Source organism: Actinomadura darangshiensis (assembly GCF_004349235.1).
Classification (GTDB): domain Bacteria; phylum Actinomycetota; class Actinomycetes; order Streptosporangiales; family Streptosporangiaceae; genus Spirillospora; species Spirillospora darangshiensis.
In genome coordinates, this window is record NZ_SMKY01000271.1 from 1 (window position 1) to 12,136 (window position 12,136).

General features: G+C 73.1%; 13 protein-coding genes. 7 read left to right on the plus strand and 6 right to left on the minus strand.

The window, feature by feature from the left end; all coding sequences use genetic code 11:
• Nucleotides 1–1,216: AMP-binding protein (locus tag E1293_RS37065; RefSeq protein ID WP_132203140.1), on the plus strand; the 1,216-nt coding region annotated here is incomplete at its 5' end.
• Here E1293_RS37065 and E1293_RS37070 read toward each other — a convergent pair.
• From E1293_RS37070 to E1293_RS37080, 3 genes are read right to left on the minus strand one after another with little or no spacing between them, the layout of a single operon-like run.
• Complete coding sequence (locus tag E1293_RS37070; RefSeq protein WP_243717104.1) at nucleotides 1,213–2,394, minus strand: sensor histidine kinase; 1,182 nt, start codon at nucleotides 2,392–2,394, stop codon at nucleotides 1,213–1,215. The genes E1293_RS37065 and E1293_RS37070 overlap by 4 nt on opposite strands.
• Before the next feature lie 11 nt (nucleotides 2,395–2,405).
• Nucleotides 2,406–3,068 (minus strand): response regulator transcription factor, encoded by a 663-nt coding sequence (locus E1293_RS37075; protein WP_132203142.1) that lies wholly within the window; start codon nucleotides 3,066–3,068, stop codon nucleotides 2,406–2,408.
• Nucleotides 3,069–3,110: 42 nt separating this feature from the next.
• A complete protein-coding gene (locus E1293_RS37080; RefSeq protein ID WP_132203144.1) occupies nucleotides 3,111–3,938 on the minus strand; it encodes a hypothetical protein in 828 nt (275 codons plus the stop codon).
• A gap of 265 nt (nucleotides 3,939–4,203) precedes the next feature.
• On the opposite strand from E1293_RS37080, the gene E1293_RS37085 reads away from it, so the two are divergent.
• The 6 genes from E1293_RS37085 to E1293_RS37110 all read left to right on the plus strand — a co-directional run bounded on the left by E1293_RS37085 (nucleotide 4,204) and on the right by E1293_RS37110 (nucleotide 9,115).
• Nucleotides 4,204–5,121, plus strand: a complete 918-nt coding sequence (locus E1293_RS37085) for an endonuclease/exonuclease/phosphatase family protein (RefSeq protein WP_165978560.1) — start codon at nucleotides 4,204–4,206, stop codon at nucleotides 5,119–5,121.
• Between the two features lie 178 nt (nucleotides 5,122–5,299).
• A complete protein-coding gene (locus E1293_RS37090; RefSeq protein ID WP_132203148.1) occupies nucleotides 5,300–5,728 on the plus strand; it encodes a hypothetical protein in 429 nt (142 codons plus the stop codon).
• Nucleotides 5,725–6,771, plus strand: a complete 1,047-nt coding sequence (locus tag E1293_RS37095; protein WP_243717106.1) for a peptidoglycan-binding protein — start codon at nucleotides 5,725–5,727, stop codon at nucleotides 6,769–6,771. Before E1293_RS37090 ends, E1293_RS37095 begins: the two co-directional genes overlap by 4 nt.
• Nucleotides 6,768–7,484, plus strand: a complete 717-nt coding sequence (locus tag E1293_RS37100; protein WP_132203150.1) for an ABC transporter ATP-binding protein — start codon at nucleotides 6,768–6,770, stop codon at nucleotides 7,482–7,484. The genes E1293_RS37095 and E1293_RS37100 overlap by 4 nt, the downstream gene beginning before the upstream one ends.
• Complete coding sequence (locus tag E1293_RS37105) at nucleotides 7,481–8,674, plus strand: ABC transporter permease (protein WP_132203152.1); 1,194 nt, start codon at nucleotides 7,481–7,483, stop codon at nucleotides 8,672–8,674. Before E1293_RS37100 ends, E1293_RS37105 begins: the two co-directional genes overlap by 4 nt.
• A 78-nt stretch (nucleotides 8,675–8,752) precedes the next feature.
• Entirely contained in the window at nucleotides 8,753–9,115 is a 363-nt protein-coding gene (locus tag E1293_RS37110; protein ID WP_132203154.1) for a hypothetical protein, read from the plus strand.
• Between the two features lie 58 nt (nucleotides 9,116–9,173).
• On the opposite strand, the gene efeU is transcribed toward E1293_RS37110, so the two are convergent.
• The 3 genes from efeU to E1293_RS37125 all read right to left on the minus strand — a co-directional run bounded on the left by efeU (nucleotide 9,174) and on the right by E1293_RS37125 (nucleotide 12,105).
• Nucleotides 9,174–10,034 (minus strand): iron uptake transporter permease EfeU, encoded by an 861-nt coding sequence (gene efeU, locus E1293_RS37115; RefSeq protein ID WP_132203156.1) that lies wholly within the window; start codon nucleotides 10,032–10,034, stop codon nucleotides 9,174–9,176.
• Nucleotides 10,035–10,118: 84 nt separating this feature from the next.
• The gene (locus E1293_RS37120; protein WP_207939315.1) at nucleotides 10,119–11,318 is read right to left on the minus strand and encodes an HRDC domain-containing protein; all 1,200 of its coding nucleotides are present in this window, start codon (nucleotides 11,316–11,318) and stop codon (nucleotides 10,119–10,121) included.
• Nucleotides 11,319–11,538: 220 nt separating this feature from the next.
• A complete protein-coding gene (locus E1293_RS37125) occupies nucleotides 11,539–12,105 on the minus strand; it encodes a DUF3000 domain-containing protein (RefSeq protein WP_132203158.1) in 567 nt (188 codons plus the stop codon).
• Nucleotides 12,106–12,136 lie beyond the last annotated feature (31 nt).

Sequence of the window (12,136 nt, forward strand, 5' to 3'; positions counted from 1 at the left end):
GCCCCGCGCCGTGCCGGACGCCGACCCCGGCCCGGCCGACGCCGGGCCCAGCATCGAGGAGATCATCCGCTCGGTGCCGTCGGCGGACGCGGTCGCCGAGCCGCCGCAGATCCAGAGCCGGACCATCATGCTCAGCTCCGGCACCACCGGACGGCCGAAGGGCGCCCGCCGCCCGCCCCGCCCCGGCCTGTGGCCGCTGGCGTCGATGACGTCCCGGATCCCGCTGCGCGCCCGGCAGACGATGATCGTCGAGGCGCCGCTGTTCCACACCTGGGGGTACGCCGCGCTCCAGATGGCGTGGGCACTGCGGGCCCCGGTCGTCCTGCACCGCCGGTTCGACCCCGAGCAGACGCTGCGAACCGTCGCCTCGCACCGCGACGTCACGCTGTTCGCCGTCCCGGTCATGCTGCAGCGGATCCTGGAACTGGCCCCCGAGACCCGCGCCGTGTACGACACGTCCGCGCTGCGGATCGCGGCGCTCAGCGGCGCCGCGCTGCCCGGCGACCTCGCCACCCGGTTCATGGACGCCTTCGGCGACCGGCTCTACAACGTCTACGGCTCCACCGAGGCGTCCTGGGTGTCCATCGCCACCCCGCGCGACCTGCGGCTCGACCCGCGCACCGCCGGACGCCCGCCGCGCAACACCAAGCTGTCGATCCTGGACGACCGGGGCCGCCGGCTCGGCCGCTCCACCCGCGGCCACATCTTCGCCGCGAACGAGCTGCTGTTCGAGGGGTACACGGGCGGCGAGCCGATGGAGGTCCGCGACGGACTGCTGTCCACCGGCGACCTCGGCCACATCGACCACCGCGGCCTGCTGTTCGTGGACGGGCGCAGCGACGGCATGGTCGTGTCCGGCGGCGAGAACATCGTCCCGGGCGACGTCGAGGACGCCCTGCAGCGGCTCCCGGAGATCCACGAGGTCGCCGTCACCGGCGTCGCCGACCCCGAATGGGGGCAGCGGCTCGCCGCGTACATCGTCCTGCGGCCCGGCTCGCGGCTGGACGCCGGCACCGTCCGCGACTACGTGCACGCGCAGGTCGCCCGGTACGCGGTGCCGCGCGACGTGTACTTCATCCCCGAACTGCCGCGCAACGCCACCGGCAAGGTCGTGCACCGCTGGCTGTCCGCGCGTCCCGAAGAGCCCGAGCCGGAGGGGCGCGTCCAGTGGCCGCAGCCGCCGCCCTGGCCTCTCAACGCCCAGCAGACGGGCTAGGCGGCGAGGGCGGGTTCCGCCCGCAGCGGCAGCCGGAGGGTGATCGACAGGCCGCCGTCCGGCCGCGGGACGGCCTCGATCGTGCCGCCGTGCGCGGCGGCCACCGCCCGGACGATCGACAGGCCGAGGCCCGCGCCGTCCCTGGACCCGGTCCGGTCCGTGCGCAGCCGCCGGAACGGCTCGAAGATCGTCCCGATCTCGTAGGACGGGACGGGCCGCCCGGTGTTGACGACCTGCAAGAACGCCTCGCCGTTCCGGACTCCGGTGCGGACCCACACCCGCCCGTCCCGCACGTTGTACTTCACGGCGTTCTCCAGGAGGTTCACCGCGCAGCGCTCCAGCAGGACCGGGTCGCCGGTCACGACGGCCGGCCCGAGCCGCGCCTCGACGTCCACGGACGCCTCCTCCGCCTGCCCGTCGAGCTGGTCGAGCGCGCTGCGGACCACGTCCGGCAGCGGCGTCCCGGCCCGCGTGCCGAGCTCCCGCTCGGACTTGGCGAGCAGCAGCAGGCCCTCGATGAGCCGCTCGTGGCGCGCGGTGCTGCCGAGCAGGACGTCCGCGAGCGCCTTCGTCTCCGGCGGGCTCTTGCGGCTCGCGAGCGCGACCTCCAGGACCGTCCGGTTGATCGTCAGCGGCGTGCGCAGCTCGTGCGAGGCGTTCGCGACGAACCTCCGCTGGCTGTCGAACGCCCGGTTCAGCCGGTCGAGCATCCGGTCGAACGTGTCGGCCAGGTCCTTGATCTCGTCCTGCGGGCCGTCCAGCGCGATCCGCTCGTGCATGTTGCTCTCCGACAGCCGCCGCGCGGTCGCCGTCACCCGGTGCAGCGGCCGCAGCATCCGCCCGGCGACCAGGTACCCGATCACCACCGCGAGGACGCCGAGAACCAGCATCGTCACCAGCGAGTACTGCAGGAGCTGTTCGAGCACGTCGTGCTTCTGCTGCGCGACCTGCCGGTCGGCGTCGGCCTTCAGCGCCATCAGCTGGCTCATGTCGCCGTCGAGCGCCATCGCCCGCAGCCGCGTGAGCGACTCCGGGTTGATGTTGTCCCGCGCCGAGAACCGGTTGTCCATCGTCCGGACGGTCAGCAGGTACGTGACCCCGACCAGCACGGCCGAGGTGATGAGGAACAGCGACCCGTACACCAGGGTCAGCCGCGTCCTGACGCTCAGTCTCTCCACCGCGAGCCTTCTCACCGTGCCTCCAGCCGGTATCCCGAACCCGTCACCGTCTCGATCACCGGCGGCTGGCCCAGCTTGCGGCGCAGCGTCGCCATCGTGACCCGCACGATGTTGCTGAACGGGTCGATGTTCTCGTCCCACGCCCGCTCCAGCAGCCGCTCGGCGCTCACCACGCCGCCCTCCGCCCGCAGCAGCTCCTCCAGCACGGCGAACTCCTTGTTCGTCAGCCGCAGCTCCCGGCCGTCCCGCGCGACCCTGCGCCGGTGCGGATCGAGGCGGATGCCCCGCCGCTCCAGGACGGGCGGCACCGGCGGCCCCGACCTGCGCGCCAGCGCCCGCACCCGCGCCACCAGCTCGCTGAAGACGAACGGCTTCGGCAGGTAGTCGTCGGCGCCGAGCGACAGCCCGTCCACCCGGTCGTCGACGTCGCCGGACGCGGTCAGCATCAGGATCCTGCCGCCGCCGCGCCGCTCCACCAGCTCCCGGCACACGTCGTCGCCGTGGACGGTCGGCAGGTCCCGGTCCAGGACCACCACGTCGTACTCGTTGTACGAGGCCCGCTCCAGCGCGTCGTCGCCGTCGTACACCACGTCGACGGCCATGGCCTCGTCGCGGAGCCCTTCGGCGATCGTGTCCGCGAGCACTCGCTCGTCCTCGACGATCAGTACACGCATGCCCCCGAGCATGCCGTGCGCGGGGTTAAACCCCGATAAGGCTCAGCGCCGCCAGCAGGTGTAGGACACCGCCGCGCTTCCGCCGGGTGAGAACGAGACCGTGCCGCCGCCCCGTCCGCCGATGTAGCACAGCACCGTCGGACGCACGGTCACCGCGACCGACGTCGAGTGGCCCGAGGCCAGCGTCCCGCTGCCGCCCGCGCTGATCCGCCCCGCCCTGTCCCGCACCGACGACACCGACCACTTCACCTTGCCGCCGACCGCCGACAGCCGGATGTAGCAGCGCGTGGGCAGCCCGGCGGCCCGCACCCCATGGCAGTCGCCGTCGTTCACCGACAGGCGCCCCGGCCCGGCCGGGGCCCTGTGCTTCTTCTTCGGCTTGACGGCCTTCTCCGGCTTCGGCTCCTCCTTCTTCTCCGAAGGCGTCGGCGTCGGCGTGGCAGTGGGGGACGGCGACGCGGGAGTGGTCATCGCCACCGGCGGTGCGGCGGACGGCTCCGGCGCCTGGTCCGTCGACTCGAACAGGACGAGCATCCCGCCGGTCAGCGCGACCGCGGCCGCCGCGCCGCCGATCACCACCAGCCGTCCGCGCCTGCGGACCGGCGCGGCGCGGCACCGGTCGCGCACCAGCTCATGCAGCCGGTCCCGGAACGTTCCGGCGTCGGGCACGTCCGCGTCCCGCAGCGCCAGCAGCGCCTCCCGGACGGCCCCGACCGCCCGCTCGCGGTCGCCGAGCAGCCCCTCCGCGTACTCGACCAGCTCGGGCCCGTAGACGTTGTAGACGTGGCCGACCGCCCCCGGCCGCTGCGCCCGGAGCGCCTCGACCAGCCGGAAGTCCGCGTTCAGCGGCGGCGCGCTTTGGCTTGGCACGACCGGATTATGACGGACCGGCCACACGGAGTAATCCGTCTCAGGCCCACACTTCGCCGCCCGCTTTTATCAACGAGGCAAGAAGCCCGCCGGCTCGCGCCGACCCGTGGACCCGGCGGGCGGCGGCCGTGAAATCGGGGTGTAAACGCTTTGTAAGCCGTCTCGTGCATTGTTGGTCTCCGTCCGTTGCCGCCGAGGCGCGAACTCTCTTCCGGAGGCGAATGTGATCAAACGCGCGCTGATATCCGCCATGGCGTTGGCCGCCGTGAGCCTTGTCCCGATCGGGCAGGCCGCGGCGGCGGCGCCGCCTTCGACATACCGCGGCTACCAGATGAACATGTGCATGTGGGGTGCGAGGTACTACGTCAAAGCCGGAGGGAACGGGAAAGACACCTGCTTCCCCGACCCGCATGTCTGGAAGGACGGAGCCGGGACGCTGCACTTCGAGAGCGGATACACCGCGACCGAGAAGAGCGTGGCCGAGCAGAAGCGGCAGACCGTCATCGATCATGTGAAGAAGTTCGGGCCCGATGCGGTCACGATCAACGAAGCATGCAAGAACGACCTTGAGGGAATCGTCACCGCGCTGCGCGCCGCGGGCCTGAGCTACACCTTCATCTCCTACGAGGTGGGCCGGGGCACCGGCTCGAAGGCACGCCAGTGCTCGGCCGGCCGCGGCGCGGCGGTCAACGGGATCATCGCGCACGGGTTCCAGGCCGACTCGAAGCAGGCCGGCTATTTCGAGACGCACGGATACCGGTCCTGGGTCTGCGGAGTCATCACCTCGGGCATGCGGGTCTGCACGGCGCATCTGTCGCTGCCGGGCCAGGACTGGGGCGGCCGCGTCCACCAGCCGATCGAATGCGCGAGGCTGCGCGACGAACTGGCCTCGACCGGCGGCCCCGTCGTTTTCAGCGGGGACGTGAACATGAAGGGCCACAAGCACAACTGCGCCCCGTCCACGTTCTGGGGCCTCCGCGATCTGGACGTGAAAGAGAGCGACCGGACCGCGCAGAGCGGCCTCCAGCACATCTACTACTCGCCGGGCTACACGCGCGGCCAGACCTGCGGCGAGGTGCACCACGTCCTCCACACCGACCACAAGGGCTTCCTGATCGACCTCAAGAGCGTCCCCACCCGCACCCGCGGCATGGCCTGCACCTGGCGCGACGTCTGGAAGTAGAAATCCCGACCAGCCGTCTAATGCGGGTTTAACGGTGGTGCGGGTCTTATTGCTTCTCGCCGGGGCAGGGCGCCTCGGCGGGAAGGGTGAGATGGGGATTCGAGTGTGGGCGGCCGGGGCCGTCGTGCCGGTGCTTTTCGGGCTTGCCGCGTGCGGTGGCGATGATGGCGGGGGCGGCGTGGCCAGCGTCGGTGGGACCGCCGCGGCGTCGGCTTCGGCTTCGCCCAGTAAGTCGATTTCGCCGGAGGACGCGCAGCTGAAGTTCGCGCAGTGCATGCGGGAGAACGGGGTGAACGTTCCCGATCCCGGCACCGGGGACGCCAAGGCGATGCGGCTGGGAAAGGGCACCGACCGCACGAAGCTGCAGGCGGCGCTGGAGAAGTGCCAGTCGTGGCTCCAGGCGGGCGGGCAGCTGCCCGACCTGTCGGATCCGAAGAAGCGCGACCAGTGGGTCGAGTTCGCGCAGTGCATGCGCGAGCACGGGGTCGACATGCCGGACCCGGCGCCGGACGGAAAGCTCACGATCCCGACAGCGGGCGTCGACCTGGGGAAGGCCGAGAAGGCTCGTGAGGCGTGCAAGGACAAGCTGCCCGGGGTGAGGCAGTGAGGCGGGTCGTGGTCGCCGGCGGCGTCGCGGTCGTGGTGGTCGTCGGCGGCGGGAGCGTTCTCGCGTGGACGATGGACGGTGGCGAGGCGCAGGCCGGGCATGAGGCACGGCTGAGCACCGCGGTGGTCAGCCGGGGCGATCTCGTCGACACCGAGAAGGTGGACGGGAAGCTCACCTACGACGACGTCCGGGAGGTGTGGACGGGCGCGTCCGGTGTCGTGACCTGGGCGCCGAAGCAGGGGCGGACCGTCAAGCGGGGCGGGACGCTGCTGAAGGTGGCGGGAAGGCCCGTCACGCTGATGTACGGCGGCAGCCCCATGTACCGGACGCTCCAGAGCGGGGAGTCAGGCAAGGACGTCCGGCAGCTCGAAGAGAACCTGAAAGCGCTCGGGTACTCCGGCCTGACCGTGGACGACGAGTTCAGCGGTGCGACCGAGACCGCGGTCAAGGAGTGGCAGGACGACCGGGGCCTGGACGAGACGGGGAGGGTCGACGCGAGCCAGATCGTGTTCCTCGGCGGGGCCGTGAGGGTCCGGGAGGTCAAGGCGCCCGAGGGCAAGCGGACCGCCCAGGGGCAGCCCGTCCTGACGGTGGCCGGGACGGCGCGGGTCGTCCACGTCGATCTCGACGCCGACAAGCAGGACCTCGCGGAGAAGGGGGCCAAGGTGTCGGTGGAACTGCCCGGCGGCGAGACCGTCAAGGGGACGATCACCGAGGTCGGCAGCGTCGCCGAGACGACCGGGTCCGGGCAGGACAAGCAGACCACCGTCGGCGTCGACATCTCGCTCGGGAAGGCGAAGACGGGGCGGCTGGACGAGGCGCCCGTCAGCGTCGAACTGGAGAGCGAGCGGCGCGAGAACGTCCTGTCGGTGCCGGTGGAGGCGCTGCTGGCGCTGCGCGAGGGCGGCTTCGGCGTCGAGGTCGTGGACGGCACCGGGCGCCACCTGGTCCCGGTGCGGGCGGGCGCGTTCGGCAGCGGGCGCGTCGAGGTCGCCGGGACCGGCATCCGCGAAGGCGTGAAGGTCGGGGTGCCGGCCGAATGAACACACTCGGAGCGGACGCGCAGGGCGAGAACATCGTCGAGCTGTCCGGCGTGACCAAGGAGTACGCGGGCGGCGTCCAGGCGCTGCGCGGCGTCGACCTGGTGATCGCGCCCGGTGAGCTGGTGGCGATCGCCGGGCCGTCGGGGTCGGGCAAGTCGACCCTGCTGCACATGATCGGGACGCTGGACCGGCCGAGCGGCGGCGGCGTCCGGGTGGCCGGGCACGCGGTCGCCGACCTGAGCGACCGGGAGCTGTCCGCGCTGCGGGCCCGGCATATCGGGTTCGTGTTCCAGCAGTTCCACCTGGCCGCGGGAGTGAGCGCCCTCGACAACGTCGCCGACGGCCTCCTCTACGGCGGCGCCGGGCTGACGGAGCGGCGGGAGCGGGCGCGGGCGGCGCTCGAACGCGTCGGGCTGGGGGAGCGGACGACGCACCGGCCGCACCAGCTGTCGGGCGGCGAGCAGCAGCGGGTCGCGGTCGCGCGGGCCATCGTCGGCGAGCCGGACCTGCTGCTCGCGGACGAGCCGACCGGCAACCTCGACACCGCCGCGGGCGCCGGCGTGCTCGCCCTGCTGGACGAGCTGAACCGCGCCGGCACGACCGTCGCGATCATCACGCACGACCTGGAGGTCGCCTCCCGCGCGCCGCGCCGGGTCAGGGTCCGCGACGGCCTGGTCGTCGCCGACGAGCGGGCGGAGGTGGGCAGCCGATGAAGACCGCGCTCGCACCCGCGCGGCTCGGCGCGGACGACGTGCTGCGCGTCGGCCTCGGCGGGCTCCGGGCCCGCCCGGCGCGGGTCGTGCTGTCGGCGCTCGGCATCGCGATCGGGATCGCCACCATGGTCGCCGTCATCGGGATCTCCTCGTCCAGCAAGGAGGACCTGCTGCGGCGCCTCGACCGGCTCGGCACCAACCTGCTGACCGCCAAGCCCGGCGACACGCTGTTCGGCGACAAGGCGGAGCTGCCCGAGTCGGCGCCCGGGATGGTCGGCCGGATCGGCCCGGTCACGGCCGTCGGCGCGACCGGTTCGGTGACCGCGACCGTCCGCCGCACCGACCGGATCCCGGACGAGGTCACCCAGGGCATCGCCGTGCAGGCCGCCACGCCCGACCTGCTCGGCACGCTCGGCGTCGGCACCGCGAGCGGGAGCCGGCTGAACGCGGGCACCGGACGGTACCCGGGCGTCGTGCTCGGCTCCGAGGCGGCGCGGCGGCTCGGACTGGACCGGGCGGGCGGCCAGGTGTGGATCGGCGGCCGGTGGTTCGTGGTCGTCGGCGTCCTGCGGCCCGCCGGGCTGGCACCGGAGATCGACCGGTCCGCCCTCGTCGGCTGGGACGCCGCCCGCCGCTACCTCGGCTTCGACGGGCACCCCACCACGATCTACGAGCGCTCCACGGACGCGTCCGTCGGCGACGTCCGGGACGTCCTCGCCCGGACGGTCAGCCCCGAGCATCCCGAGGAGGTCGAGGTCAGCCGCCCCTCGGACGCGCTGGAGGCGAAGGCCGCCGCGGCGGGCGCGTTCACCGGCCTGCTGCTCGGGCTCGGCGCCGTCGCGCTGCTCGTCGGCGGCGTCGGCGTCGCCAACACGATGGTGGTCTCGGTGCTGGAGCGGCGCCGCGAGATCGGCCTGCGCCGGTCGCTCGGCGCGACCCGCGGGCAGGTCCGCGTCCAGTTCCTCGCCGAGTCGCTGCTGCTGTCGGCGTTCGGCGGCGCGGCCGGGGTCGTCCTCGGCGCGGCGGTCACCACCGGGTTCGCGCTGTGGAAGGACTGGCCGCCGGTCGTGCCCGTGTGGGCGCTCGGCGGCGCGCTCGCCGCGACCCTGGCGATCGGGACGGCCGCGGGCCTGTACCCGGCGATGCGGGCGGCGCGGCTGCCGCCGACCGCGGCGCTGGCGGCGCCCTGAGTCTGGTCACGCTCCGGCGTTCCGGTGCATGATTGTGGCGGCGACGACGTCCTGTCCGGGGGAGGTGCCTCAGCGGCCATGCCGGTGCCACGCCCGCTCCGTGAGCGCTGCCGGGAGTTCCTCGCGATCGACGGGGAGATCCGCTACATCTTCCCCGCCATGGCCTACGGCGGCGGCGCGGGATTCATCTTCGTCGTGACCGACGACCAGATCTCGGTGATCTCCACCGGCGCGCTGAGCCGCAGCAAGCCGAAGACCATCTGGGGCAGCTACCCGCGCGGCAACCGGATCGGGCCGGTGGAGACGGGCGTCGGCGCGTCGTTCGAGTTCGCCGGCGCCGTGTTCGAGCTGGACGACGAGTACGTCCCGGTCGTCAACGCGGCCGACGCCGAGGTCTTCGCCCGCGACAGCCTCCCCCGCGACCCCCTGCCCGACCTCTGACCAAGTCCCGCACACCGGCTGCCCGTGGCAGGGGTTCCAGGGGGCGTCCCCCTGGGAGTCAGGTGGCGGCGGGCTCGGTGGCCACCGCGGGGGCCGGCTTGGACGGCGACGGGTTACGCAGGAACAGGAACATGACCGGGACCAGGTAGGCCGCCCACATGATCAGTTGCAGCCACGTGATCTGCGGCGTGACGTTGAGGACGCCCTGGAAGACCGTCTGCATCCAGTCGCCGGCGTCGCCGAACTTGGCGAAGAAGGCGTGCGGCTCCAGTGCGACGGAGTTCAGCCCGGGGAACACCTCGGCCTCCTGGAGGTCGTGGAAGCCGTAGCCGAACACGCCCGCGGCGACGACGATGAGCGCGGCGCCCGTCCAGGTGAAGAACCGCTTGAGGTTGATCTTCAGGCCGCCGCGGTAGAGGAGGTAGCCGAGCGCGACGGCGACGGCGAGGCCGAGGAACGCGCCGGTGATCGGCTGGGCGGAGCCGCCGGAGGAGTTGGAGATGTTCGTCCACAGGAAGAGCGCGGTCTCCAGGCCCTCGCGCCCGACGGCGAGGAACGCGACGGCGGCGAGCGCGAACGGGCCGACGTTCAGCGCGCCCTCCAGCTTGCCCTCCAGTTCGGCCTTCATGAACCGGGCGGTCTTGCGCATCCAGAAGACCATCCAGGTGACCAGGCCCACCGCGACGATCGACAGGAGGCCGCCGAACAGCTCCTGCGTCTTGAACTGCATCTCCGATGACGCCTCGGTCAGCGCGATGCCGAACCCGAACGCGAGGACGACCGCGACGCCGATCCCCGTCCAGACGGGGACCAGGGCCCGGCGGTTGCCGGTCTTCACCAGGTACGCGATCAGGATGCTCACGACCAGGGCGGCCTCGAGCCCCTCCCGCAGGCCGATGAGGAAGTTGCCCAGTAGCATCGCCGCACTCCTCGGGAACAGACCGTTTTAGGCAAAGCTAACCTAAGCCAGTCTGGGCCTCGCGGCCGCCCCCTTCAAGGGGAGTCAGAGCTCGCCTTGAAGGTCGAGGCGGATGAACGCCTTGGCCAGTGGCCGGGCGGTGAGCTCCACCTGCCAGCGGCGGGCGCCGAGGCCGCGCAGGGCGGCGCCGATCGCGGACGCCGACGGCTCGGCCGGAGGCGTCCACGCGAGGCGGCGGATGGAGTCGGGCTGCACCAGGTTCTCCGACGGCATCGAGTGCTCGTCGGCGAGCGCGGCGACGACGGCGCGGGCGGCGGTGAGCCGCTTGGCCGCCTCCGGGTCGCGGTCGGCCCAGCGGTGCGCGGGCGGCGGCCCGTCGCCGGGCAGGTTCGACTCCGGCAGCGCGCGGTCGGAGAGGTCGCGGGCGCGGGCGACGGCGCGCAGCCACGCCGACTGGTGCCGGCGGGCGCCGCGGCCCCGCATCGTCGGCAGCGCCTGCAGCTCGGCGGGGGTCTTCGGGGCCTTCTGCGCCAGCTCGATGATCGCGGCGTCCTGCAGCACCCGGCCGGGGGACAGGTCCCGCTCCCGGGCGATCTTGTCGCGCGCCTCCCACACCTCGCGGACGGCGCCGAGCGCCCGCCGGTTGCGCACCCGGTGGATGCCGGACGTGCGGCGCCACGGGTCGGGCCGCGGCGGCTTCGGCGGCGTCGTCAGGATCGCGGCGAACTCCTCCAGCGCCCACTCCAGCTTGCCCGCGGCCTCCAGCTCGTCCTGCAGCGCGTCGCGCAGCTCGACCAGGAGCTCGACGTCCAGTGCGGCGTAGCGCAGCCAGTCCTCCGGGAGGGGGCGCGTCGACCAGTCGGCCGCCGAGTACCCCTTCTCCAGCAGGAAGCCGAGCACGTTCTCGACCATGGAGCCGAGCCCGACGCGCGGGTAGCCGAGCAGCCGCCCGGCCAGCTCGGTGTCGAACAGCCGGCGCGGCACGAGACCGACCTCGGCCAGGCAGGGGAGGTCCTGGTTGGCGGCGTGCAGCACCATCTCGGTGTCGGCGAGCGCGGCGTCCAGCCCGGACAGGTCGGTCAGCGAGACCGGGTCGAGCAGCGCGGTGCCGGCGCCCGCGCGGCGCAGCTGGATCAGGTAGGCGCGCTGCCCGTACCGGTAGCCGGAGGCCCGCTCGGCGTCGACCGCGACCGGGCCGGTGCCCGCGGCGAACGCCGCGATGACACGTTCCAGGTCGGCGGCGGTGGTGAGCACCGGCGGGACGCCATCACGCGGTTCCAGCAGCGGGACGGCCGGGGGGCCGGTGTCGGCCTCCGTGCCCGCCCTGGCCGTTTCACCGGCCGGCCCGGGAACGGCCCCGGGCGTGCTCTGCGCCGCCGTCTTCTCCGCACCGGCAGCCCCTTCGGACCCGGTCGCGCGCGTTTCAGACACTCCCACTTCTTCCGTGTTCTCCCCCGCCGCCTCGGTCTCGGACGCTGTGCTCACGCCCCCTACCGTACGTCGCTCAGCCGTCCGCCCCGCCAGGCCGGTCCGGCAGGGCGGCGACGCCGTCCGGCGGCAGCCCGGCCGTGGTGCACATCACCTCGCACCAGGCCAGCACGTGACCGGCGAGATCGTCACCGGTCGGGGACCACGACGCGCGCAGTTCCAGCTCGGTGGCCGACGGCTCGCCGCGCTTGTCGCCGAAGCTCTCCGACACCGCGCGGGTGATCGTCCCGGAGACCCCCGCGTAGCCGGCGGGCTCCAGCGCCTCCAGCAGCCAGTCCCACGCGACGGAGCCGATCAGCTCGTCCGCGGCGATGTCGGGCTCCAGGTCGGCGCGGATGTAGGCGACGACGCGGAAGCCGTTCGCCCAGCCGGTGCGGCCCTCCGGGTCGTACAGCACGATGAGGCGCCCCATGGCGATCTCGGTGTCGTCGGCTCGGTAGACGCTGCCGGACATGGCCGCCGCGTACGGCGCGAGGCTCTGCGGGGCGGGCATGTCCTCCAGGTCGAGTTCCGGCCGGAGGGCGGGCCCGTCGAGGATCTCGCGCAATGTGTCGACGGCCCGCTGGAAGGCAGGTGGGTTCATGGGTGGACCGGCCTGGTCGCGGGGGACGGAC

Bases quoted from the DNA above. Each gene is read 5' to 3' on its own strand.
- efeU (WP_132203156.1), bottom strand. From the start codon at position 10,034: ATGCTACTGGGCAACTTCCTCATCGGCCTGCGGGAGGGGCTCGAGGCC.
- E1293_RS37105 (WP_132203152.1), top strand. From the start codon at position 7,481: ATGAAGACCGCGCTCGCACCCGCGCGGCTCGGCGCGGACGACGTGCTG.
- E1293_RS37075 (WP_132203142.1), bottom strand. From the start codon at position 3,068: ATGCGTGTACTGATCGTCGAGGACGAGCGAGTGCTCGCGGACACGATC.
- E1293_RS37125 (WP_132203158.1), bottom strand. From the start codon at position 12,105: ATGAACCCACCTGCCTTCCAGCGGGCCGTCGACACATTGCGCGAGATC.
- E1293_RS37100 (WP_132203150.1), top strand. From the start codon at position 6,768: ATGAACACACTCGGAGCGGACGCGCAGGGCGAGAACATCGTCGAGCTG.
- E1293_RS37110 (WP_132203154.1), top strand. From the start codon at position 8,753: ATGCCGGTGCCACGCCCGCTCCGTGAGCGCTGCCGGGAGTTCCTCGCG.